Raw genomic sequence first — 21,808 nt, forward strand, 5'->3', positions numbered from 1 at the left:
CTGATTTCTACTGTTCTGACCACACAGCCATTTATCGCCGAGAATCTTGGCCGCATAGCTTATTCGGTTCAAATAATTTGGAGTAGACCGAATGGCACGTCTTGTACGCTTTCACCAGCATGGTGGCCCCGAAGTCCTGCACATCGAGGATGTCAGGCTTGCCCGACCGGGCCCAGGCGACGTTCAAATCCGTGTCAAGGCGCTCGGCCTCAATCGCGCCGAGGCGCTGTTGCGCGCGGGTACCTACATCGAGACGCCGACGCTGCCCTCGGGGCTTGGCCTCGAGGCGGCGGGCTTGGTGGAGGCGGTGGGCGAAGATGTGAAGGATTTCGCGCCGGGCGACAGTGTCAGCGTCATCCCGCCGCAATCGATGATCCGCTGGCCGGCTTATGGCGAGTTTGCCACCTATCCCGCCGGGCTTATCGTCAAGCACCCGCCGTCGCTCGACTGGCCAACGGCGGCGGCCGTCTGGATGCAGTATCTCACCGCCTATGGCGCGCTGATCGATATCGCCGGGCTGCACAGCGGAGACGCCGTCGTCATCACCGCGGCGTCGAGCAGTGTCGGGCTTGCCGCGATCCAGATCGCCAACAGGGTCGGCGCGACAGCGATCGCGGTGACGCGGACATCGGCGAAGAGGCAGGCTTTGCTCGACGCCGGCGCGGCACATGTCGTGGCCTCGGCGGAGGAGGATCTGGCCGCACGGATGAACGAGATCGCCGGGCCGCTGGGCGTGCGCGTCGTGTTCGATGCGATCGGCGGGCCGATCTTCGAGCCGCTGACGGCGGCGATGTCGCGGGGTGGCATTCTCATCGAATATGGCGGCCTCAGCTGCGAGCCGACGCCGTTTCCGCTGTCCGTCGTGCTGGCCAAGACGCTGACGCTGCGCGGCTACCTCGTCCATGAGATCACCGGCAACCCGGCGAGACTGGCGGCCGCCAAGTCGTTCATCCTCGAAGGCCTGGAGACCGGCGCACTGAGGCCGATCATCGACAGGACTTTCCCGTTCGAGCAGATCGTCGAGGCGCATCGCTTTCTGGAATCGAACCGGCAGTTCGGAAAGATTGTGGTGACAGTTTGAGCAACAATCCCTTGAAGGCGCGCCTCTGCATTCCTAATTGCCTTGTGCGGGCCGGGCCCCTCTGACTGTCGCTTCTTTGGCGATTGTGATGTCGGACCGCTGTAACGGGCCCGTTTCCATTCTTTTCGGTCAAGCGGGCTCATTCTTTTTTGGTTTGGAGCCCCTCATGACATCTTCCCTCCTTGGTTTGGTTTGCCCCTCCTGCCGCGTCGCGCTCGTGATGAGCGAACGCCAAGGTATCGAGATCGATTACTGTCCGCAGTGCCGCGGCGTCTGGCTTGATCGCGGCGAACTCGACAAGATCATCGAGCGTTCCGGCAGGGACGCTGCGCCTGTGCAACAGCCACAGCCGGCGGCATTCTCCCAGCCGCAACATGTGCAAGGGCGCGATGACGATTATTCCCGCTCGCAGGGCCACCGCTATCCGAAGCGGAAGAAATCATTCTTCGAAGAGTTGTTCGATTGACCGCATGACGGCCCGGCATCCGGGCCCGCGCTGCTGAAAATTTCCGAAAACCACATCGATAAAGGCCCACCCCGATGATCTCTCGCACCAGCCGATTTGCCGCCCTCTTTGCAGGACTGTTCCTTGCATTCTCCATGGTCGCGATGGATCACGCCGAGGCTCGTCGCGGCGGCAGTTTCGGCAGTCGTGGCACGCGTACGTTTCAATCGGCACCGCCGACCAGAACGGCACCAGCGCCGATCGCTCCAGTCGAGCGTTCGATGACGCCCAACACCGGTGTGAACACTCCGGCCCGGCAGCCGCAGGCCGGCCTGCAGAGGCCCGGTTTCATGAGTGGCTTCGGTGGAACGATGCTGCGCGGCCTGCTGCTCGGCGGCCTGATCGGCCTGCTCGTGGGTCAAGGCTTCGGCGGCCTGGCCGGCATGTTCGGTTTCCTGCTTCAGGCCCTGCTCATAGGTGGCGCAATCATGCTGGCCGTTCGCTTCTTCCGATCGCAATCCGCGCGTGGTCCTGCGCTCGCCGGTGCCGGCAATCCCCAAGCTTCCAGATTTGAGAACCGCGCAACGGTACAGCCGCAGACGGACACTCAACGCTCCTTTACAATTCCCGGCTTTGGTGGCGGTTCGGGCGCAGGCTCTCCGGCCACCGGTTCCGAGGAGATCAGGCTGGCTCAGACCGACCTCGACGCATTCCAGCAGCTGTTGACTGATGTCCAGGAAGCATTCGGGCGCGAAGACCATGCCGCCCTGCGCCGGGCGACGACCCCCGAAATGGTGTCCTATCTCTCCGAAGAGCTGGCCGACAACGCCCAGAAAGGTCTGAGGAACGAGGTAACGGACGTCACTTTGCTGCAGGCCGACATCGCGGAAAGCTGGCGCGAGGATGACCGCGACTACGCCACGGCCGCATTGCGCTACGAGTCTCGTGACGTGATGCGCGAACGGGCCAGCGGCAAGGTCGTCGAGGGCGACGATGGTCATCCGACAGAGACGACCGAGCTGTGGACATTCATGCGTGAGAATGGCTCGAGCTGGAAGCTCTCGGCAATACAACAGGCTTGAGCCCCGGCCAGTTTTGCCCGAGGCGTCGATACCGTAATTGGCGCCAGAAGCTTGGTGCCGTCGCGACTGATGGCGTTGTGCGCGGTGATGCAGCCCAGCGAAGGCTGCTTGTTCAGGTAAGTCAGCGTGCTCGAACCGCGATCGAGGCTGTAGGCTGGGACGGTTCCGTCGCGCCAGGTGAACACCTCCGAATTAGCATAGATGCGCGAGCCGTCCGGCGTCATCGACAGGGACGTCGGATTGTCGACGTCTGCATGATTTCCTCCCCTGCCCATCGGCGCTTCGACGCGCGGGGAGCAGCCAAATTTCGCCTGTTCACGCTTGCAACGTAATCCCATATGTGAAAATACTATTTATAAAAGAAGATTGACGGGAGGAGACGCCGTGTTTTCAGGCGCTTTGATGCGTGTTGCAGCACCTGTGCGGTGCCCGGCACAGGGCTGGCGGCCATGAGCGACTTCGCGCCCACCGTCGGCGTCGCCTCGACGCATCCCGCCAACATGCCCGAGGAACACGCCGCCCTGCCGGTGTGGAACGCCGAAAACTGGTTCTACGAGGACTGGCCCGTCGGCCAGAAAATCCGCTCGTTGCGGCGCACGATGGCGGAAGGCGACAGCCACCTTTTCAACACGCTGGTGCTCGACATCCATCCTTATGTGCAGGACCAGATATTTGCCGAAACCGAAGGCATTTTCGGCAAGCGGCTGATTGCCGGCGCGTTCGTCTTTTCGGCTGGCCTCGGGCTGGTCGCCACCAACTGTATCAACGCCTTTTCCTACGGCTACGACAGACTGCGTTTCATAAAGCCTGTCTTCATTGGTGACACGATCTATTCGATCCGCTCCAACCTCGACAAGAAGCCCCGCTACAAGGAGATGGGGCTGATCCGCGCCAGCTATGAGGTGTTCAAGGGCGAAGGCGAGCTCGTCCTCTATTGCGAGCATCTGCAGACTGTGAAGTACCGCAACCCGGCGGACTTCGCCGGCAAGACGGAGAAATAGCGATGCCGCCAGCAGCCGAATTGCCGCTTGCAGGTCTCGTCGTCGTCGACATGAGCCAGTTCCTGTCCGGGCCGTACTGCTCGCTCAGGCTGCTCGATCTCGGCGCTCGTGTCGTCAAGATCGAGCGTCCGGATGGCGGCGACCTGTCGCGTCAGCTCTATCTCAGCGACACCGAAATCGGTGGCGATTCGACGATCTTCCATGCCATCAACCGGGCCAAGGAAAGTTTTGCCATCGACCTCAAGAACGAGGCTGATCTCAAGGCGTTGCGCGGGCTGCTGGCCAAGGCCGACGTGCTGATCCAGAATTTCCGGCCGGGCGTCATCGAGCGGCTAGGTCTCGACTACGAGGCGGTCCGCAAGATCAACCCGCGCCTGGTCTATGCCTCGATCAGCGGCTATGGCGGGGACGGCCCATGGGTCAAGCGGCCGGGCCAGGATCTCCTGGCCCAGTCGCGCTCCGGGGTGATGTGGCTGAACGGCGACGAGGACCAGGGGCCGGTGCCGTTCGGCCTTGCCATCGGCGACATGCTGGCGGGTGCGGCCTGTGCGCAAGGCATCCTGGCGGCGCTGGTGCGGCGCGGCATCACCGGCCAGGGAAGCCATATCGAAACGAGCCTGCTGGAAGCGCTTGTCGACTTCCAGTTCGAGGTGCTGACCACGCATCTCAATGACGGCCGCCGCTTGCCACGTCGCTCCAGCTTCGGCAGCGCGCATGCCTATCTGTCGGCGCCTTATGGCGTGTACCCGGCCAAGGACGGTTATCTCGCCATCGCCATGACGCCGATCCCCAAGCTGGCCGACCTGCTGTCGCTTGCCGAACTGGCGCCCTATCGCGACAGACCGGCATCGTGGTTCACGGCGCGCGACGACATCAAGGCGATCATCGCGCAAAGGATCGCCACCAAGACGATCGACGAGTGGCTTGATATCCTCGAGCCGGCCGACATCTGGTGCGCCAAGGTGCTGACCTGGCCGGAAATGCTGGCGAGCGAAGGGTTCCAGTCGCTCGACATGCTGCAGACAGTGACGCGCGAGGACGACGTCTCGATCCTCACCACCAGTTCGCCGCTTCGGGTCGATGGTATCAGGGCCAAGGTCGACCGGGCAGCACCGCGCATCGGCGAGCACAGTGCTGCAATTCGCGAGGAGTTCGGCCTGTGAGCGTGCGCACGCTTGCCCCCACCCTCAGGGGCATGACCTGGAGCCATCCGCGCGGCTACGATCCGATGGTCGCCTGCTCGTCGCTGTGGCGGCATAAGGCCGGCGTTGCCATCGAATGGGACAAGCGCTCGCTGCAGGATTTCGAATCCTACCCGGTCGAGGAACTGGCGCGGGCCTATGACCTTATCGTCATCGACCATCCGCATGTCGGCCAGATCACGGCGGAGGGTTGCCTCGAGCCGCTCGACATCACGGGTCGTGAGGCGGAGCGCGCGGCCCTTGCCTTGGGCAGCGTCGGAAAATCCTATCCGAGCTACAGCTGGCAGGGACGGCAATGGGCGTTTCCGATCGACGCGGCAAGCCAGGTCCAGGCCTGGCGGCCTGATGCGCTTGATGCGCCGCCATCGCGCTGGAGCGAAGTGCTCGATCTTGCCCGGCAGGGCTGCGTGCTTTTGCCGTTACGCCCGCCGCATTCGCTGATGGTGTTCTACACGCTTGCCGCCAATCTCGGACATCCCTGCGCCACCGATCCTTCCCGCGATCTCGTTGATATCGAGACCGGCAGCAAAGTCTTCGAGACGATACGCGAGATTGCCGCGGCGATCGAGCCGGCCTGCTTCGAGATGGACCCGATCGCCGTTTCGGAGCGCATGGCTGAAGCGGATTCCGGAATCGTCTGCGCGCCGCTGATCTACGGCTATGTCTCCTATGCGATGGCTGGGTTCCGCGCGCACCGCCTGGCCTTTGCCGACATCCCGGTCATCGGCACGAGCGGCCCCATCGGTTCGGCGCTTGGAGGCACCGGCATAGCGGTCTCGGCCTTTTCCAAGGCGAAAAATGCCGCGACCGACTTCGCCTACTGGGTCGCCAGCGGTGACGTCCAGCGCGACGCCTATGCCGCCGCCGGCGGCCAGCCCGGCCATGCCGCGGCCTGGGAGGACCAAGCCGTCAACGCCACGACCGGCAATTTCTACCGGGATACGCGCGCGACGCTTGAAGGCGCATGGGTGCGGCCGCGCCACGACGGCTCCATGGCGTTCCAGCAGGCGGCGTCCGACCGCATCATCGCCGGCCTGACTTCCAGGCATCGGGCTGGCCAGGTCGTTGCCGATCTTAATCGCCTGTTCCGGGACAGTTTACCTGCGCCCGGTGCCGGGGCATAAACGAACCCGGCTAATCGAGCCGCCACAGCTTGCGGGCATTCGCGGACAAGAGCCTGTCGCGTTCATCGACGCTGCAGCCCGAAAGCAGCGCATGGGTCGCCGCCACCCAAGTCGAGAGGCCGCCGCCGAGCGTGCAGACCGGCCAGTCGCTGCCCCAGACGACGCGGTCCCAGCCGAACGCAGCGATGGTATGTTCGACATAAGGCCGCAGTGTCCCGGCCGTCCAGCTGCCCGGATCGGCATAAGCGACAACACCCGAAATCTTGGCCATGACATTCGGGCGCCGCGCGATCTCGCTCATGTGTTCGCGCCATGGATGTTCGCCATTGCCCTTGATGTCGGGAACGCCGCAATGGTCGAGCACGAACGTCACATCGGGCGCCAGGTCGGCAAGCGCGATCGCCTTCGGAATCTGGTGCGGCAGCACGACGAGATCGAAGGTCAGGCCGCTGCCGCCAAGCCGCTTGATGTTGTCCCGAAACAGCGCGCCTTCCGAGAGATCGTCGGGCATGACATGGAGAACACGGCGAAAACCCTTGACGAAAGGCGTTGCTCGTTGGAGTTCGAGATAGGCGGGAAAGTCTGCCTCTTCCGGGCGGCAGGACGCGATCACGCCGACCAGCATGCTGCCGGGCTGCCGCGACAGCGCTTCGACACGTTCGGTCTCGGCTTCGATATCCGCCGGATCGACGTCGACCTCCATATGCAGCACGCGCTCGACGCCGACGCGGTGTGCCTCCACGGCGTATTCCTCATAGGAAAAATCGCGGTCGAGCGCCGGCACCCCGGCAAGCCAGGGATAGCGCAGCACCGAGCGATCGATGAGATGCAGGTGGGTGTCGATGATCACAGTGGCTCTTCTTCCTTGGGCGTTTCAAATAATCTCACGGAGGAATTCTTCATTCAAATAAGAATTCACGCCGATGAGCCGACGGCCGACCCGGCCAGGTGCGACAGCTTTTCGGCCGTGACCAGCAGCAGTTCGATGGTCCTGGTGATGTCGGGCGCGGAGGGCGCGTTGACGACGGTGATGTAGGGAATCGACAGCGCCGCGATGGCCTTGCCGTCGGAACTGCGCACCGGCGCCGACAGGTTGAAGACACCGGCGGTCTGCATCGAGGCCATCATCTCGTAGCCACGGTCGCGGATCTGGTCGAGGCGTGCGAAGAACTCGGCCGACTGGGCCGTCTTGTCGGTGCTGCGGACGTGTTCGGAAATCATCATCTGCCGCTCTTCCTGCGAACGGAACGCCAGCAAAACATGTCCCGAGCCGGTGTCGAACAGGCTGATGTGGGAGCCGACACGGATCGAGATGCCCCAGTAGTTCGGCGCCTCCTGCTGGCTGATGACGACGGCGGAACCGCGATCAAAAACAACGAGTTGGTTGGCCTGCTGAGACGTTTCGGCGAGCTCGCGCATCAACGGCGTGGCGTAGGAAACCAGCCGCCGCACCGGCGCGTGCAATTGCGCCAGGCCGAACAGCTTGAGCGTCAGCGAATAGCGGTCGCCGTCGAGCCGCGTGACATAGCCGCGGCGCACCAGCCGGTCCAGCATGCGGTAGAATTCGTTGGGGCTGCGGTCGAGTTTCTTGGCGATTTCCGCCTGCGTCAGGCCGCCGTCGACACCGGCCAGCAGTTCGAGGATGTCGAGCCCCTTGTCGAGCGCCGGCGCGCGATAGCGCTCGTCTTCGCTGTCGTCCATGGGCCATCCCTCCAGTGAATTCGATTCTTCATATACGCAGGAATGCGGTCGACGGAAACAAATTTCGCCTTGACGTATCTATGAATGTTTTGTTTGTATATGAATGTAGCATCTCTTGTCATCAGACGAGTTGCGGTCGCCGCTGAGGCGCACCAAGGGAGGATACCAATGAACAGACTGCTTTCCGGCGTGTCCGCCGGCGCATTGTTGCTTGCGTCAGGTGCAGGCACCGCCCTTGCCGGGGACCTGCCCGGCAAGTTCGAAGGCGTCACCATCGACGCCAAACTGATCGGCGGCCAGCAATACGAAAAGCTCTACGAGCGCATTCCCGAATGGGAGAAGCTGACCGGCGCCAAGGTCAACATCCTGACCAAGAAGAACGGCTTCGACATCGACAAGGAGCTCAAGTCCGACATCGCCTCGGGCAGCACCAACTGGTGCGTCGGCTGGAACCATTCGTCCTTCGCGCCGCAGTACACGAGCCTCTACACCGATCTCGGCAAGCTGCTGCCCAAGGCAGAGATCGACGCCTTCGTGCCTTCGACGATCAAGTCGGCAACCATCGACGGCAAGCTGGAGATGCTGCCGCGCGCCCAGTTCGACGTTTCGGCGCTCTACTACCAGAAGAGCCTGTATGAGAACGCCGACAACAAGGCCAAGTTCAAGGCGAAATACGGCTATGACCTGGTGCCGCCGGACACCTGGAAGGAAGTCACCGACCAGGCCGAGTTCTTCGCTAACCCGCCCAACTTCTACGGCACGCAGTTCGCCGGAAAGGAAGAGGCGATCAACGGCCGCTTCTACGAGATGGTTGTCGCCGAGGGCGGCGAGTACCTCGACAAGGACGGCAAGCCGGTCTTCAACTCCGAGGCCGGCATCCGGGCGCTCGACTGGTTCGTCAACCTCTACAAGGCCAAGGCCGTGCCGGCCGGAACCACCAACTATCTGTGGGACGACCTCGGCCAGGGCTTTGCTTCAGGCACCGTCGCCATCAACCTCGACTGGCCGGGCTGGGCCGGCTTCTTCAACGACCCGAAATCGTCGAAGGTCGCCGGCAATGTCGGCGTCAAGGTTGCGCCGAAGGGCTCGTCGGGCAAGCGCACCGGCTGGTCCGGTTTCCATGGTTTCTCGGTGACCGAGAACTGCCCGAACAAGGAGGCCGCGGCTTCCCTGGTGTGGTGGCTGACCAACGAGGACAGCCAGAAGCTCGAGGCTGCCGCTGGTCCGCTGCCGACACGCACGGCGGTGTGGGACTGGGACCTGCAGCAAGCGGCTAACGACCCTTACAAGAAGGAGGTTCTCGCCGCCTTCCAGGAAGAGGCCACGCACGCCTTTGCCGTGCCGCAGACGCCTGAGTGGATCGAGATCTCGAACGCCGTCTATCCTGAACTGCAGGCAGCGATCCTTGGCGACAAGACCTCCAAGCAGGCACTGGATGAGGCCGCCGCCAAGGCGACGCAGATCCTCCAGGACGCCGGCAAGCTTTAGCAACCGCTCTCCAAGAGCTGCCTCCCCCATCGGCGATGGGGGAGGCGATCGCGCGTTGCCGGGCGCAGACCGATCCACGACAGCCTTCCGCTCTCCGGCCCAGGCCTCGACGGAAGAAGAGGCACCGATAGTCGCATGCAACATAGCACAGGATCCCGATGAAGGGTTTCAAGCCATCCGCGCCATTCCTGCTGCTGCTGCCGGCTGTCATCGTGCTGGCGGCGGTTGTCGTGGTTCCGCTGCTTTTATCGCTCTATTCCAGCTTCACGCCATTCCGCCTGACGCGGCCCGAGACATTCTTCGTCTTCATCGGCATCAGGAACTATCTTTCGATCCTCTCCAACACGGATTTCTGGTGGGCGTTCGGCCGCACGGTGCTGTTGCTGACCATCGCGCTCAATCTCGAAATGCTGCTCGGCCTCGGGCTGGCCATGCTGGTCGAGAAGGCGACGCGCGGCCAGCGCATCCTGCGCACGCTGATGATGTTCCCGATGATGTTCTCGCCGATCCTGGTCGGCTTCCAGTTCAAATTCATGTTCAACGACAATATCGGCCTGGTGAACAATGCCCTGCAGTCGCTCGGCATCACGCAGGACGCTATACCGTGGCTGATCGAGAGCCATCTCGCCTTCATAGCGATCTCGATCGCCGAGATCTGGTCGTCGACGGCGATCTTCGCCATCCTGATTCTCGCCGGCCTGCTCGCCATGCCCAAGGAGCCGATCGAAGCGGCGCGCGTCGACGGCTGCACCCCATGGCAGACGTTCCGCTATGTGACGTGGCCATTCGTCATGCCCTTTGCCTACATCGCCATGACCATCCGCTCGCTCGACGTCGCGCGCGCCTATGACATCGTCAAGATCATGACCGACGGCGGACCGGCGGGCCGCACCGAGTTGCTGTGGACGCTGGTGGCGCGCACCGCCTATAGCGACGGCCGCATGGGCATGGCCAACGCCATGGCCTATTTCTCGATCCTGCTGTCGATCGCCTTCACTGTCTATTTCTTCAACAAGCTCGCCGCGGCGCGCACGCAGATCGGTGCGGAATGGTGAGGATGGACGAGAATTCTTCCGCCCGCCTGAAGCGTCGGCTCACAGGCATCGTCTACCGCATCGGCCTGTTTCTGGCGATGCTGACCATCTGCTTGCCTGGCCTTTGGATCGTGCTGTCGTCGCTGCGGCCGACCGTCGAGATCATGGCCAAGCCGCCGGTGTGGATCCCGCAGGAGATTTCATTCGACGCCTATGTCGCGATGTTCAGCGGCATCGGCAAGGGCGGCATCCCGGTGATCGAGTATTTCCGCAACTCGCTGATCATCTCGGTGACCTCGACCATCATTGCCGTAGCCATAGGCATGGCCGGCGGCTACGCCTTCGCGCGCTACCGCTTCCGCGGCAAATCGAGCGCCTTCCTCGGCCTGATGTTGACGCGCACGGTGCCGGGCATCGCGCTGTCGTTGCCGCTGTTCTTCCTCTATGTGCGACTTGGCCTCATCGATACGCATTTCGGGCTGATTCTTGCCTATGTCGCGCTCAACGTGCCGTTCACGATATGGCTGATCGACCGCTTCTTCCGCCAGGTGCCCAAGGACCTCGCGGAAGCAGCGCAGATCGACGGCTGCACGCGCTGGCAGGCGTTCTGGCAGGTCGAGTTCCCGCTCGCCGGACCGGGCATCGCGTCGGCCGCGATCTTCGCCTTCCTGACCTGCTGGAATGAATTCGCGCTGGCCTCGCAGCTGACCCGCTCGGTAAGCGCCAAGACGTTGCCGGTCGGCCTGCTCGACTACACGGCCGAGTTCACCATCGACTGGCGCGGCATGTGCGCGCTCGCCGTTGTCATGATCATTCCCGCACTCACCCTCACCTACATCGTCCAGAAACACCTTGTCGGCGGCCTGACCTCCGGCGCGGTGAAAGGCTGACCTCATGGCAACGGTTTCTCTCAGAAAACTGACCAAGCGCTACGGCACCATCGAGATCGTGCATGGCATCGATCTCGATATCGCCGACCGCGAATTCATCGCGCTGGTCGGCCCCTCCGGCTGCGGCAAGTCGACGACGCTGCGCATGATCGCCGGGCTGGAAGAGATCACCGACGGCTCGATCGAGATCGGCGGGCGTGTCGTCAACGACCTGCCGCCGCGCTCGCGCAACATCTCGATGGTGTTCCAGTCCTACGCGCTCTATCCGCATATGACGGTGCGCGAGAATCTTGGTTTCTCGCTGAAGATCGCCGGTGCCGCCAAGGAAGACATGGACCGCCGCGTCGCCGAAGCCTCGGCCATCCTCGGCCTCGACACGCTGCTCGACCGCCGCCCCTCGCAATTGTCCGGCGGCCAGCGCCAGCGCGTCGCCATGGGTCGAGCCATCGTGCGCGATCCCGACGTCTTCCTGTTCGACGAGCCGCTTTCCAATCTCGACGCCAAGCTGCGCACGCAGATGCGCACCGAGATCAAGAAGCTGCATGCCAAGGTGCGGTCGACGGTGATCTATGTCACCCATGACCAAGTCGAGGCGATGACGCTTGCCGACCGCATCGTCATCATGCGCGACGGTTACATCGAGCAGGTCGGCACGCCCGACGAGGTTTTCCGCCGGCCGGCGACGCGCTTCGTTGCCGGCTTCATCGGCTCTCCGCCGATGAACCTGCACGAGGCGACGATCGACGACGGCCAGATGGTTTTCGCCAGCGGCGACAAGCTGCCGCTGCCCGGCCAGTTCAGGGCCAATGTCACCACCGGCGACAGAGTGGTGTTCGGTCTGCGGCCGGACGACATCTATCCGGCCGGCCATGGCATCAGTTCCGGCGGCGCCGCCGACGTCCACCAGATCGAACTGCCGATCACCGTCACCGAACCGCTCGGCAACGAGACGCTGGTGTTCGTCGAATTCAACGGCACTGACTGGGTTTCACGCATGCTGAACCCCAGACCGCTGAGGCCAGGCGAACGGGTCGCCATGAGCCTCGACATGTCGCAGGCGCATCTGTTTGCCGCCGACACCGGAAAGACACTGCGGAGCTGACCGACATGGCTGGAATCGAGAAAGTCGAATTGCGGATGGTGGACCTTGTGCCCAAGGTCAAGCGCACCGACGCCATCCAGAGCTTCGTTAGCCAGGAAACGCCCATCGTCACGATTACCGATTCCGACGGCGCGGTCGGCACCGGCTACAGCTACACGATCGGCACCGGCGGCTCGTCGGTGATGCGGCTCTTGTCCGACCATCTGGCGCCACGCCTGATCGGCCGCGACCCCGACATGATCGAGGCGATCTGGCACGATCTCGAATTCGCCACCCATGCGACCACCATCGGTGCGATCACCGCCATCGCCATTGCGGCGATCGACACTGCGCTCTGGGATCTCAGGGCAAAAAAGCAGAACCTGCCGCTGTGGAAACTGGCCGGCGGCGCCAAGGACCGCTGCCCGCTCTACACCACCGAGGGCGGCTGGCTGCACATCGAGACGGCAGCACTTGTCGACGACGCACTGGCCGCCAAGGCCAAGGGATTTCGTGGCTCGAAGGTGAAGATCGGCAGGCCGCACGGGTCGGAGGATCTCGCCCGCCTGTCGGCGGTGCGCAAGGCGGTGGGCGACGGCTACGAGATCATGACCGACGCCAACCAGGGGTTTTCGGTCGACGAGGCAATCCGGCGCGCGGCCAGGCTGCGCGAGCTCGACCTCGCCTGGATCGAGGAGCCGCTGCCGGCCGACGATATTGATGGGCATGTGCGACTGTCGAACTCGACGCCGACGCCGATTGCCATCGGCGAATCGCTCTACTCCATCCGCCATTTCCGCGAATACATGCAGAAAGGCGCCTGCTCGATCGTCCAGGTCGATGTCGGTCGCATCGGCGGCATCACGCCCTGGCTCAAGATCGCCCATGCGGCGGAGGCCTTCGACATTCCGGTCTGCCCGCATTTCCTGATGGAACTGCATGTCAGCCTGAGCTGCGCTGTTCAGAACGGCCGATATGTCGAGTACATTCCGCAGCTCGACCAGTTGACCGGCAAGCATATGCGCATCGAGGATGGGCAGGCGCTGGCGCCCGACGAACCGGGCATCGGCATCGATTGGGACTGGGACGCAGTCAAGGCCATGAGCATCGCCGAATTCACCACGGCGATCACCAGATAGGAGACGGACATGCAGCGAATGGGGATGGTTCTGGGGCTGAAGCCGGAAAAGGTTGAGGAGTATGTCCGCCTTCATGCCGCCGTCTGGCCCGACGTGCTGACCATGATCTCGGCCTGCAACATCAAGAACTACTCGATCTACCTGAAGCGGCCGGAGAACCTGCTGTTCAGCACGTTCGAGTACCACGGCACCGACTATGCGGCCGATATGGCCAAGATGGCGGCCGACCCCAGGACGCAGGAATGGTGGGCGGTTTGCATACCTTGCCAGGAGCCACTGGCGACCCGCAAGGAGGGCGAATGGTGGGCAGCGATGGACGAGGTTTTCCATCATGACTGAAGGCGGTTTCGACCCTGCCTTACTCGCCCAGTCCTGGCCCAAACCCTCGAAGCCCCGGCCGATCGTCACCTTCGGCGCCGGATCGATCGTCGGCGACGCGCATTTCCCGGCCTACAGGAAGGCCGGCTTTCCGGTCGCCGGGCTCTATGATCCCGATCATGCCAGGGCCGCAAGGCTGGCGGATCAGTGGGGCGTGGCAGCCTTTGGCTCGGCCGAGGAAGCGGCCGCCGTCGAGGGCGCGATCTTCGACCTCGCGACGCCACCCTCCCGCCACGCCGATGTGCTGAAATCCTTGCCGGACGCTGCCGTGGCGCTGATCCAGAAGCCGATGGGTAGCAATCTCGCCGAGGCGACCGCGATCCTTGAAATCTGCCGCGCCAAGAGGTTGCAAGCCGCCGTGAACTTCCAGCTGCGCTTCGCGCCGATGATGCTGGCGCTCAAGGATGCCATCGGCAAGGGTTGGCTCGGCGAGATCGTCGACTTCGATGCCTGGCTGGCTTTGGCGACACCGTGGCAGCTCTGGGAATTCCTGCTCAAGGCGCCGCGCGTCGAGATCGCCATGCATTCGATCCACTATCTCGACCTGATCCGGCAGTTGCTGGGCGACCCCCACGGCGTGCACGCCAAGACGCTCGGCCACCCCAACCATGCGGTGGCGCAGACCCGCACCAGCGCCATTCTCGACTATGGCGACACCGTGCGCTGCGCGCTGTCGATCAACCATGACCACAAGTTCGGCCGCCGGCACCAGGCCTGCGAGTTCCGCATCTGCGGCACCGAGGGTGCTGCCTATCTCAAGCTTGGGCTCAATCTCGACTATCCGCGCGGTGAACCGGATGTGCTGGAAATCTATCCCAAAGGCGGGTCGGACTGGGTCGCGGTACCCTTGGCCGGCGAGTGGTTTCCCGATGCCTTCGTTGGCCGTATGGCCAATGTCCAGCGTTTTGCAGCCGGCGAAGACGCGAAGCTGATCAGTCCGGTCGAGGATGCCTGGAGCACGATGGCGCTGGTCGAGGCGGCCTATCAGTCGAGTGCGGCACCGGCGACGCCGATCGCGGAGAGACCTTGATGGAACAGACCCAGTATTTCGAGGATTACGAGATCGGCGCCTCGCGCCTCACCAGCGGCCGCACCATCACCGAGACCGACTTTGTCGTTCATGCCGGCCACACCGGCGATTTCTTCCCGCATCACATGGACGCCGAGTTCATGAAGACGACGCCGTTCGGCCAGCGCATCGCCCATGGCACGCTGGTGTTTTCGGTCGGCATCGGGCTGACGGCAACCATCGTCAATCCCGTCGCCTTTTCCTACGGCTACGACCGGCTGCGCTTCATCAAGCCGGTGTTCATCGGCGACACGATCCGCACGCGCACCACCATCGCGGCCAAGGAAGACGATCCCAAGCGGCCGGGTTCAGGACGGGTGATCGAACGCTGCGAGGTGATCAACCAGCGCGGCGAAGTCGTGCTGGCGGCCGACCACATCTACATCGTCGAACGCAAGCCGGCACAGGGCTGAAGCGATCGATTCCTATGAGCCGGTGGCGCGTGCGGTGATGCGCTCGAGCCCGAGCCGCAGGACCGTGGCAACACGGTCCGCATCGAGAGACAGGTCGCACGGGTGCAGCGGCGAGCCGGCACCACAATAAAGGACGGCCGCGAGGTCGTGATGCACGAATCGCGTCTTTGTCTTTATAAAGCAGTCGATTGCGGAGTTGATGCTGTACTACACCGGGCACCTACCTTGGGCGCCAAAAGCTTCTTAGCTGAGGGGCATAGCCATCCAATAACACGGACTCCCCTCAAAGGAGGTCCACTACGGCTTGGCCGTGAAGTCGAACCGGCAATGGTCATGCAGGCCATCGCAAGCGCAGTGCGTCTCCTCGCATTCGACTGCCGTCGCTGCACCACCGACCAGGAACGAGAAGGCGCCGGTGACAAACCCCTCGAACATGTAGCAGACAGGTTGGCCTGACCCCTGCCCGGCTTCCAGGGCGAAGATCGAATTCCGCAGGCCGATGCTGCCGCGACGACCGGCGAGCACGTCGATCGAGAACTGGCCCCAGCCGCGTTGTGACAAGCGCCGGAAATAGTGCCGGAACGTCGCCTCGGGATCGAGGCCCTTGCCGCGCACTTGCGCCTGACACCATTCGATGGCGGATTTCGCCGTCGACGTGCGCAGTACGGCCCGATAGGCGTCGCGACCGAGGGCTGCCTCGACCGCGAGATGATTGTTCACCAGGAAGTGCCTGGGCAGGTAAACCATCGGCAGCCCGTCGGTCCGCCAGATGCCGCTCGTCTCGTCGACATCGATCGGAACCGTGGGCTGCATGGTGCTTTAGCCTAGGCCGCTTGACGCTGTGCGGCGACCGAGGCGGACTGGTCCTTATAAAGCTCACCATCCTTCATGATGACGACGAGGTTCTTCTCATGCACCATCATGTCGAGGTCCTTCAGCGGGTCGCCATTGACCAGCAAAAGGTCGGCGATGAAGCCTTCCTTGACCATGCCGAGTTCGTCGCCGAGGCCCATCACCTGGCCGCCGAGCCGTGTGCCGCATTGCAGGGCCTCGCTCGGCGAATAGCCGAGCAGGTCGACGAAGTGCTTGAGGTCGCGGGCGTTAGTGCCTTGCGGCGTCTGCGCGAAACCGTAGTCGCCGCCGATCAGCGCGCGCACGCCGCGCTTGCGCAGTTCGGTGTAGACCTTGCGGCTGTCGTCGAGGATGCGCTGCATGCCGAACTTGACCGCCATCTCGTGGGTGAAGCCGAAGGGCTCGCCCTCGTAAAGCGTGCCGTAGATGATGCCGATGGCCGGGCCGACGAAGATGCGGTCCTTGGCCGATTCCAGCGCGTCGAGTGCTTCCTCGTCGGCGGATTCGCAGTGGTAGATGACGTCGACACCGCACTTCACCGCCCGCTTCACCGAACCAGCGGCGCGGGCGTGGCAGTTGATCTTCTTGCCGAAGTCGCGCGCGACCGACACCGCCGTCATCACTTCGGCTTCGCTCATGACGGTCAGGCCGCCATGAGCCGCCGGGCTCAGATCGTCGCCGGAAATGTTGATCTTGATGTTGTCGGCGCCTTCGCGGCAGCACAGCCGCACCGCCTTGGTGATCTCCTCGACGCCATCGGCGATCATGCCGAAGCTCTCGTGGTACATATGCTGCTGGCGCTCGTCGCCGAGGCCGCCGGTCACCGTGATCTCGGGGCTGCCGGCACGCATGCGCGGGCCCGGCAGGCGGCCAGCGTTGATTTCGTTGCGGATGACGATGTCGAGCCGAAGCTTCGAGGTCGCGGCGCTGTAGGCGCTGGTGAAGCCATGATCGAGCAATGTCTTGGCATTGCGCATGGTGAGCAGAAGGTGCTCCTCGGGCGGGATCAGGCCAAGGTCGGAATCCTTGATCGCGCCGCCGAAGGAGATGTGGGCGTGGCCTTCGACAAGGCCCGGCATCAGCGTCATGCCACGGCATTCGACCGTCGTCGCGCCGTCGCCGGACAACTGCCCGGGTGTGCGGGCGATGGTGACGATACGGCCATTGTCGACCAACAGATCGGCTGGAAAGGCGTCAGTGCCGGTGCCGTCCCAGATCATGGCATTTCGAAACATCACTCTTGTCATGACATCGTCCTTTCGGAGTTGCGGGTTATTGGTTGACGGCTCGCGCCGCGATGACGTCATCGGCAACGACATTGGACAGGATGCCGACGTCCTCCAGCTCCACTTCGCAAATGTCGCCATGCTTCATGAACAGCTGCGGCTTGCGCGCCATGCCGACGCCGGATGGCGTGCCAGTGACGAGGATGTCGCCCGGCTCCAGCGTGATCGCTTCGCTGATGATCGAGACCAGAGACGCGACATCGAAGATCATGTCGCTGGTCGAGGCGTTCTGGACGACCTGGCCGTTGAGGCGGGTCTGGATGCGCAGCCCCTTGCCGCCCGGCGGCAATTCGTCCGCCGTCACGAAGATCGGTCCGAAGCTTCCGGTGCCGTCGAAATTCTTGCCGACGGTCCATTGCGGCGACTTGGTCTGGAAGTCGCGGATCGAGGCGTCGTTGAAGATGGAATAGCCGGCGACGTGGCTCAGCGCCTGGCCGGGGGCAATGTGGCGGCCGGCCTTGCCGATGATGGCCACCATCTCGCCCTCGTAGTCGAGCTGGATCGAGGCTTCCGGACGGCGGATGGCCGCGCCGTGCCCGATCAGGCTGGTCGAGAAGCGGGCGAACAAGGTCGGATAGGTCGGCGGCACGAAGCCGCTCTCGATCGAATGGTCGACATAGTTCAGGCCGACGCAGATGATCTTGCCCGGCACCGATATCGGCGGCAGCCATTCGACCGATTGAGGATCGATCCGCCGTCCGCTGGCCAGCCGCTCGCCCGCCACCTGCAGCGCCTGCGTGCCTTCGGCGATCAGGTCCCCCAGTCGTCCGGGAAACATCGCATCGCTTTCGTCGATGCCGCGAAATTCGCCATCTGGCAATGCGATTGCCAGCCCCGGTCCCCGCGGCGATTTATAGGCTGCAAATCGCACTGGCCACATCCTCGCTTGTGAAGGCTGGACTTTGTTCAGAAATTATATATCTGTCAACATAGAATATATTATTTTGCATTCTCATTCTTGCCTGAGATAATGTATGAGGGCATTCGATGGACAGATTCGGCCGCGGGCGAACCAATGGCTAGGGAAGGCTCGATCAATCTCACCCAGGGCGCGTATGAGGATCTGCGCGCCGACCTCTTGTCGTGCCGGATCGCGCCGGGCAGCCGGCTCAAGGTTCAGGAGCTGTGCGACAGGCTGTCCGTCAGCCTCGGCGCCATCCGCGAGGCGCTGTCGCGGCTGACGTCCGAGGGACTTGTCGTGGCCGAACCGCAGCGCGGCTTTCGCGCAGCCCCGATCTCGGCCGAGGACCTGCTCGACCTCACCAAGACGCGCATCCAGATCGAGACGCTGTGCATCCGCCGCGCCATCGAGGTCGGCGACGTCGCCTGGGAATCGCAACTGGTCGCCGCCCTGCACCGGCTGTCGCGCACGCCCGAGCACACGCCTGACCATCCCATGCATTCGAGCGACGAGTGGGCGACCGCGCATGCGGCCTTCCACAAGGCCCTGGTCGGCGGCTGCGACAGCCACTGGCTGCTGCGCCTGCGCGACCAGCTTTACGACCAGAGCGAGCGCTACCGCCGCCGTTCTGTCTCGCTGGCGCCCAATGCCCGCAATATCAGCAAGGAACATCAGGACCTCGCCAATGCGGTGCTCGACCGCGATGCCGAGAAGGCAGCCGAACTGCTGGCGGCACATCTTGCCGTGACCACCGACATCCTGCTGGCAGCCGAAGCCGATGACCTGCCGGCGCGCAAGACAATTGTGCGGGCGTAGCGCTTCATTTTTCGAGTTCCCCGGACAGGATGCGAAACGCCGCCCGTGCGAATGGGCGGCGTTCGCGTCACAGTCTCACTGGCGCAGATTGGTCCAGATCCGGTCATAGGCACGGATCGCCTTCTCGTCGCATGACGGCGCAAACGAAATCTTGAGATCGGCGGGCGGGTTGAACTCCGGCGAGCCACCAATATCCGCCGCCAGATATTTGTTCGATCCTGCGATCGCGCTCTGGTAACCGGTGTATTTCTGCTGCAGCGCGATGTTTTCGGGATCCATCAGGAAGTTGAGGAACTTCCTGGCATTGTCGACATTCGGCGCCGTTGTCGGCACGGCGACATTGTCCATCCAGCCGACAACACCTTCCTTCGGATAGACATATTTGACCGTCGGCTTCTGCTGCCGTGTCGCCAGCGCCTTGCCCGACCACTGCTCGTGCATGACCGTCTCGCCGGCGACCTGGCGCTCGACGATGCCGTCGGAATTGTAGACCTTGACGAAGGGCTTTTGCGTCTCGAGCAAGGCATCGAGTTCCTTCAAGTCCGCCGGATTGCTGTTGCACTGGTCCTTGCCGAGATAGACCAGCGCCAGCGACATGACCTCGGTCGGCGAGCCGAACATGCCGACCTTGCCCTTGAGTTCCGCCGGTGGATCGAACAGCGGCTTCAGGCTGTCGGTCGGACCCTTGTAGACGGCGGTGTCGACCGAATAGGACGTGGTGCCCCACACCCATGGCACGGTGTATTTCGCATCCGGATCCCAGGGCCGGTGCTGCCATTTCGGATCGACGTTTTTGAAGTTCGGCATCGCCCCCGCATCGACTTCCTGGAACAGCTTCTGCTTGACGAAGATCGGCACGAAGTCGTTGCTGATGATCATCACATCATAGCCGGCGGCACCCGAGCTCAGCTTGGCGAGCGCGGTCTCGTTCGAATCATAGGTGTCGATGGTGACCTTGATGCCGGTCTCGGCCTCGAACTTCTTGATCATCTCGTCCGATGTGTAGTCGGTCCAGTTGTAGATGTGCAGCTCGCCGGCATCGGCGAGCGCGGTGGTGGTGATCGCCCCCAGCATGGCGGCGGCCAGGGCAATTCCTGAAAGTCCTTCTTTCCATTTGGTCACAGTCGTTCTCCTCTGGTTTTCTTATTTCTAGGCAAGCTCATTTGCGCCGTCCGACGAGCAGCGCCGCCGCGACGAAGACGATGGAAACGGCAAGGAGGATGGTGGAGATGGCGTTGACCTCCGGTGTCACGCCAAGCCGCATCATGCCGTAGATGTAGACCGGCAAGGTGGTCGAGCCGGCGCTCGACACCATCATCGAGATCAGGAAATCGTCGAGCGAGACGACGAAGGCCATGATGGCGCCGGCCGAGATCGCCGGGACGAGCAACGGCAGCGTGACACGGCGAAACAGCCGCCACTCGTCGGCATAGAGGTCGCGGCCCGCCTCCTCCAGTGTGCCGCCCATGTCGCGCAGCCGCGCCTGGATCGGCAGCAGCGCGAACGGGATGCAAAAGACGGTGTGGGCGATCATCAGATTGATGAGCCCGTGATGCATGCCGAGCCCGGAAAAGAAGATCAGCGTGGTGATCGCCACGACGATCTCCGGCACCACCAGCGGCATTGCGATCAGGGCGGTTGCGGCGCTACGCCCGAAGCGCAGCCGGCCGCGTTCCAGCGCCAGCGCGCCGGCCGTGGCTATCGCCGTCGAGGTGATGGTGGCGACGATCGCGATGATGATGCTGTTGAAGGCGGCGTCACGGATCGAGCCGTTGTTGGCGACCGCCACGAACCATTTGAAGCTGAAGCCGGCCCATACGGTGACCAGCCGGCTCGAGTTGAAGGCATAGATCACCAGGATCAGCAGTGGCGCGTAGAAGAAGATGAATATGACAGCGGTGTAGGCCGACAGGCCGGGCGTGTGCCGCCAGTCGAAGGGTTTGGCGCCATTCATCGCCGTTCCTCCCGAGCCTTGCGCGAACGGATGACGAAGACGGTCAGCACGACGACCGTGACAACGGTCGAGAGTGCTGCTCCAAATGGCCAGTTTCGCGACGAGGTGAACTGCATCTGGATCAGGCTGCCGATCAAAAGCTTCTTGCCGCCGCCAAGCAGGTCGGGCGCCAGGAATGAGCCGAGCGCCGGCGCAAAGACAAGCGTACCGCCGGCCAACGCGCCGGGTCTCGCCAGCGGCCAGACGATGCGGCGGAAGACGGCGGCGCGGCCGGCGTAGAGGTCGTGTGCGGCCTCGATCAGCCGCGGGTCGATTCGTTCCAGCGTCGAATAGATCGGCAGCACCATGAAGGGCAGGAACGTGTAGACGAGGCCGAGCAGGATCGACCCGTCATTGTAGAGCAGCGGCAGCGGATCGGAGATGATGCCGGCATGGCGCAGAGCGCCGTTCGCCAGGCCCTCGTCGCGCAGGATCAAGATCCAGCAATAGGTGCGGATCAGCGTGTTGATCCAGAACGGCAGCGTGACGGCGAACAGCAGGATCCGCCGGCGCTCCGGCGTCTGGCAGACGATGTACCAGGCAACCGGCAGGCCGAGCACAAGGCAGATGCCGGTCGTGGCGATGGCGAGGTAGATCGAACGCAGGATAATGAGCGCGTAGCTCGGCGAAAAGACCAGGCTGTCGTCGAAGTCGCGCTGGTACAGGAACTGGAGATAGGCGTCGAAAGTCGCAGGCGCGCTGACGCCGCCATAGGGGTTGGCGGTCATGAAGGAATAGGCGACCGCCAGGAACAGCGGCAGCACCATGAAGATGCCGATGACCAGCATGGCCGGCGCAATCAGCAGATAGGCGCGGTTGGGACCCATCGCCG

The 21,808-nt window shown here is 63.2% G+C and carries 24 protein-coding genes; 15 read left to right on the plus strand and 9 right to left on the minus strand.

Annotated elements, in window-relative coordinates; all coding sequences use genetic code 11:
- Positions 1-91: 91 nt before the first annotated feature.
- From ACFSQT_RS20145 to ACFSQT_RS20155, 3 genes are all read left to right on the plus strand, one after another.
- Positions 92-1,081, plus strand: coding sequence for a zinc-dependent alcohol dehydrogenase family protein (locus tag ACFSQT_RS20145; RefSeq protein ID WP_379021370.1), 990 nt, complete (start codon positions 92-94; stop codon positions 1,079-1,081).
- A gap of 166 nt (positions 1,082-1,247) precedes the next feature.
- Positions 1,248-1,547 (plus strand): TFIIB-type zinc ribbon-containing protein, encoded by a 300-nt coding sequence (locus tag ACFSQT_RS20150; RefSeq protein WP_379021371.1) that lies wholly within the window; start codon positions 1,248-1,250, stop codon positions 1,545-1,547.
- 74 nt (positions 1,548-1,621) lie between these two features.
- Positions 1,622-2,608, plus strand: coding sequence for a Tim44 domain-containing protein (locus tag ACFSQT_RS20155; protein WP_379021373.1), 987 nt, complete (start codon positions 1,622-1,624; stop codon positions 2,606-2,608).
- Here the strand turns inward: ACFSQT_RS20155 and ACFSQT_RS20160 are convergent.
- On the minus strand, positions 2,524-2,946 hold the full coding sequence (locus ACFSQT_RS20160) for a beta-propeller fold lactonase family protein (protein ID WP_379021375.1): 423 nt from the start codon (positions 2,944-2,946) through the stop codon (positions 2,524-2,526). The genes ACFSQT_RS20155 and ACFSQT_RS20160 overlap by 85 nt on opposite strands.
- Before the next feature lie 111 nt (positions 2,947-3,057).
- On the opposite strand from ACFSQT_RS20160, the gene ACFSQT_RS20165 reads away from it, so the two are divergent.
- Genes ACFSQT_RS20165 through ACFSQT_RS20175 form a run of 3 tightly spaced genes read left to right on the plus strand, consistent with a single transcriptional unit; the run spans position 3,058 to position 5,935 of the window.
- Entirely contained in the window at positions 3,058-3,609 is a 552-nt protein-coding gene (locus tag ACFSQT_RS20165; protein WP_379021377.1) for a MaoC family dehydratase, read from the plus strand.
- Between the two features lie 2 nt (positions 3,610-3,611).
- Positions 3,612-4,772 (plus strand): CaiB/BaiF CoA transferase family protein, encoded by a 1,161-nt coding sequence (locus ACFSQT_RS20170; RefSeq protein WP_379021379.1) that lies wholly within the window; start codon positions 3,612-3,614, stop codon positions 4,770-4,772.
- A gap of 32 nt (positions 4,773-4,804) precedes the next feature.
- Positions 4,805-5,935, plus strand: a complete 1,131-nt coding sequence (locus ACFSQT_RS20175) for an extracellular solute-binding protein (protein WP_379021925.1) — start codon at positions 4,805-4,807, stop codon at positions 5,933-5,935.
- A 10-nt stretch (positions 5,936-5,945) separates the two neighbouring features.
- On the opposite strand, the gene ACFSQT_RS20180 is transcribed toward ACFSQT_RS20175, so the two are convergent.
- Together ACFSQT_RS20180 and ACFSQT_RS20185 are read right to left on the minus strand one after the other, a co-directional pair.
- A complete protein-coding gene (locus ACFSQT_RS20180) occupies positions 5,946-6,785 on the minus strand; it encodes an amidohydrolase family protein (protein ID WP_379021381.1) in 840 nt (279 codons plus the stop codon).
- 65 nt (positions 6,786-6,850) lie between these two features.
- The gene (locus tag ACFSQT_RS20185) at positions 6,851-7,636 is read right to left on the minus strand and encodes an IclR family transcriptional regulator (RefSeq protein ID WP_379021383.1); all 786 of its coding nucleotides are present in this window, start codon (positions 7,634-7,636) and stop codon (positions 6,851-6,853) included.
- Positions 7,637-7,804: 168 nt separating this feature from the next.
- On the opposite strand from ACFSQT_RS20185, the gene ACFSQT_RS20190 reads away from it, so the two are divergent.
- From ACFSQT_RS20190 to ACFSQT_RS20225, 8 genes are all read left to right on the plus strand, one after another.
- Positions 7,805-9,124 (plus strand): ABC transporter substrate-binding protein, encoded by a 1,320-nt coding sequence (locus ACFSQT_RS20190; protein WP_379021385.1) that lies wholly within the window; start codon positions 7,805-7,807, stop codon positions 9,122-9,124.
- A gap of 158 nt (positions 9,125-9,282) precedes the next feature.
- Complete coding sequence (locus ACFSQT_RS20195) at positions 9,283-10,179, plus strand: carbohydrate ABC transporter permease (protein WP_379021387.1); 897 nt, start codon at positions 9,283-9,285, stop codon at positions 10,177-10,179.
- Between the two features lie 2 nt (positions 10,180-10,181).
- Positions 10,182-11,048, plus strand: coding sequence for a carbohydrate ABC transporter permease (locus tag ACFSQT_RS20200; protein ID WP_379021389.1), 867 nt, complete (start codon positions 10,182-10,184; stop codon positions 11,046-11,048).
- 4 nt (positions 11,049-11,052) lie between these two features.
- Positions 11,053-12,150, plus strand: coding sequence for an ABC transporter ATP-binding protein (locus ACFSQT_RS20205; protein ID WP_379021391.1), 1,098 nt, complete (start codon positions 11,053-11,055; stop codon positions 12,148-12,150).
- 5 nt (positions 12,151-12,155) lie between these two features.
- On the plus strand, positions 12,156-13,268 hold the full coding sequence (locus tag ACFSQT_RS20210; RefSeq protein WP_379021393.1) for a mandelate racemase/muconate lactonizing enzyme family protein: 1,113 nt from the start codon (positions 12,156-12,158) through the stop codon (positions 13,266-13,268).
- 9 nt (positions 13,269-13,277) lie between these two features.
- The gene (locus ACFSQT_RS20215; RefSeq protein ID WP_379021395.1) at positions 13,278-13,607 is read left to right on the plus strand and encodes an L-rhamnose mutarotase; all 330 of its coding nucleotides are present in this window, start codon (positions 13,278-13,280) and stop codon (positions 13,605-13,607) included.
- Positions 13,600-14,676, plus strand: a complete 1,077-nt coding sequence (locus tag ACFSQT_RS20220; protein WP_379021397.1) for a Gfo/Idh/MocA family protein — start codon at positions 13,600-13,602, stop codon at positions 14,674-14,676. Before ACFSQT_RS20215 ends, ACFSQT_RS20220 begins: the two co-directional genes overlap by 8 nt.
- Positions 14,673-15,128, plus strand: a complete 456-nt coding sequence (locus tag ACFSQT_RS20225) for a MaoC/PaaZ C-terminal domain-containing protein (protein ID WP_379021399.1) — start codon at positions 14,673-14,675, stop codon at positions 15,126-15,128. The genes ACFSQT_RS20220 and ACFSQT_RS20225 overlap by 4 nt, the downstream gene beginning before the upstream one ends.
- Positions 15,129-15,425: 297 nt before the next feature.
- Here the strand turns inward: ACFSQT_RS20225 and ACFSQT_RS20230 are convergent, their stop codons facing one another.
- The 3 genes from ACFSQT_RS20230 to ACFSQT_RS20240 are packed head-to-tail and all read right to left on the minus strand — an operon-like array spanning position 15,426 to position 18,137.
- The gene (locus ACFSQT_RS20230) at positions 15,426-15,941 is read right to left on the minus strand and encodes a DUF5943 domain-containing protein (RefSeq protein WP_379021401.1); all 516 of its coding nucleotides are present in this window, start codon (positions 15,939-15,941) and stop codon (positions 15,426-15,428) included.
- Positions 15,942-15,952: 11 nt separating this feature from the next.
- A complete protein-coding gene (locus tag ACFSQT_RS20235) occupies positions 15,953-17,227 on the minus strand; it encodes a metal-dependent hydrolase family protein (RefSeq protein WP_379021403.1) in 1,275 nt (424 codons plus the stop codon).
- A gap of 25 nt (positions 17,228-17,252) precedes the next feature.
- Entirely contained in the window at positions 17,253-18,137 is an 885-nt protein-coding gene (locus ACFSQT_RS20240; protein WP_379021405.1) for a fumarylacetoacetate hydrolase family protein, read from the minus strand.
- Positions 18,138-18,281: 144 nt separating this feature from the next.
- Between ACFSQT_RS20240 and ACFSQT_RS20245 the strand changes: the two genes are divergently transcribed.
- Positions 18,282-18,983 (plus strand): GntR family transcriptional regulator, encoded by a 702-nt coding sequence (locus ACFSQT_RS20245; RefSeq protein WP_379021407.1) that lies wholly within the window; start codon positions 18,282-18,284, stop codon positions 18,981-18,983.
- Between the two features lie 75 nt (positions 18,984-19,058).
- Here the strand turns inward: ACFSQT_RS20245 and ACFSQT_RS20250 are convergent, their stop codons facing one another.
- The 3 genes from ACFSQT_RS20250 to ACFSQT_RS20260 are packed head-to-tail and all read right to left on the minus strand — an operon-like array spanning position 19,059 to position 21,803.
- Entirely contained in the window at positions 19,059-20,105 is a 1,047-nt protein-coding gene (locus ACFSQT_RS20250) for an extracellular solute-binding protein (RefSeq protein WP_379021409.1), read from the minus strand.
- Between the two features lie 37 nt (positions 20,106-20,142).
- Positions 20,143-20,937, minus strand: a complete 795-nt coding sequence (locus ACFSQT_RS20255; protein ID WP_379021411.1) for an ABC transporter permease — start codon at positions 20,935-20,937, stop codon at positions 20,143-20,145.
- A complete protein-coding gene (locus ACFSQT_RS20260; protein WP_379021413.1) occupies positions 20,934-21,803 on the minus strand; it encodes an ABC transporter permease in 870 nt (289 codons plus the stop codon). Before ACFSQT_RS20260 ends, ACFSQT_RS20255 begins: the two co-directional genes overlap by 4 nt.
- Between the last annotated feature and the right edge of the window lie 5 nt (positions 21,804-21,808).

Origin of the sequence: Mesorhizobium calcicola (genome assembly GCF_042682105.1) — a bacterium.
Lineage (GTDB): Bacteria > Pseudomonadota > Alphaproteobacteria > Rhizobiales > Rhizobiaceae > Mesorhizobium > Mesorhizobium calcicola.

Excerpts from the sequence above, each read along its gene's own strand:
- ACFSQT_RS20205 (WP_379021391.1), top strand. The coding sequence starts at position 11,053 with ATGGCAACGGTTTCTCTCAGAAAACTGACCAAGCGCTACGGCACCATC.
- ACFSQT_RS20245 (WP_379021407.1), top strand. The coding sequence starts at position 18,282 with ATGGCTAGGGAAGGCTCGATCAATCTCACCCAGGGCGCGTATGAGGAT.
- ACFSQT_RS20200 (WP_379021389.1), top strand. The coding sequence starts at position 10,182 with ATGGACGAGAATTCTTCCGCCCGCCTGAAGCGTCGGCTCACAGGCATC.
- ACFSQT_RS20215 (WP_379021395.1), top strand. The coding sequence starts at position 13,278 with ATGCAGCGAATGGGGATGGTTCTGGGGCTGAAGCCGGAAAAGGTTGAG.
- ACFSQT_RS20235 (WP_379021403.1), bottom strand. The coding sequence starts at position 17,227 with ATGACAAGAGTGATGTTTCGAAATGCCATGATCTGGGACGGCACCGGC.
- ACFSQT_RS20160 (WP_379021375.1), bottom strand. The coding sequence starts at position 2,946 with ATGGGATTACGTTGCAAGCGTGAACAGGCGAAATTTGGCTGCTCCCCG.
- ACFSQT_RS20230 (WP_379021401.1), bottom strand. The coding sequence starts at position 15,941 with ATGCAGCCCACGGTTCCGATCGATGTCGACGAGACGAGCGGCATCTGG.
- ACFSQT_RS20165 (WP_379021377.1), top strand. The coding sequence starts at position 3,058 with ATGAGCGACTTCGCGCCCACCGTCGGCGTCGCCTCGACGCATCCCGCC.
- ACFSQT_RS20210 (WP_379021393.1), top strand. The coding sequence starts at position 12,156 with ATGGCTGGAATCGAGAAAGTCGAATTGCGGATGGTGGACCTTGTGCCC.
- ACFSQT_RS20170 (WP_379021379.1), top strand. The coding sequence starts at position 3,612 with ATGCCGCCAGCAGCCGAATTGCCGCTTGCAGGTCTCGTCGTCGTCGAC.
- ACFSQT_RS20145 (WP_379021370.1), top strand. The coding sequence starts at position 92 with ATGGCACGTCTTGTACGCTTTCACCAGCATGGTGGCCCCGAAGTCCTG.
- ACFSQT_RS20190 (WP_379021385.1), top strand. The coding sequence starts at position 7,805 with ATGAACAGACTGCTTTCCGGCGTGTCCGCCGGCGCATTGTTGCTTGCG.
- ACFSQT_RS20155 (WP_379021373.1), top strand. The coding sequence starts at position 1,622 with ATGATCTCTCGCACCAGCCGATTTGCCGCCCTCTTTGCAGGACTGTTC.
- ACFSQT_RS20255 (WP_379021411.1), bottom strand. The coding sequence starts at position 20,937 with ATGAATGGCGCCAAACCCTTCGACTGGCGGCACACGCCCGGCCTGTCG.
- ACFSQT_RS20150 (WP_379021371.1), top strand. The coding sequence starts at position 1,248 with ATGACATCTTCCCTCCTTGGTTTGGTTTGCCCCTCCTGCCGCGTCGCG.
- ACFSQT_RS20195 (WP_379021387.1), top strand. The coding sequence starts at position 9,283 with ATGAAGGGTTTCAAGCCATCCGCGCCATTCCTGCTGCTGCTGCCGGCT.
- ACFSQT_RS20175 (WP_379021925.1), top strand. The coding sequence starts at position 4,805 with ATGACCTGGAGCCATCCGCGCGGCTACGATCCGATGGTCGCCTGCTCG.
- ACFSQT_RS20220 (WP_379021397.1), top strand. The coding sequence starts at position 13,600 with ATGACTGAAGGCGGTTTCGACCCTGCCTTACTCGCCCAGTCCTGGCCC.
- ACFSQT_RS20260 (WP_379021413.1), bottom strand. The coding sequence starts at position 21,803 with ATGGGTCCCAACCGCGCCTATCTGCTGATTGCGCCGGCCATGCTGGTC.
- ACFSQT_RS20185 (WP_379021383.1), bottom strand. The coding sequence starts at position 7,636 with ATGGACGACAGCGAAGACGAGCGCTATCGCGCGCCGGCGCTCGACAAG.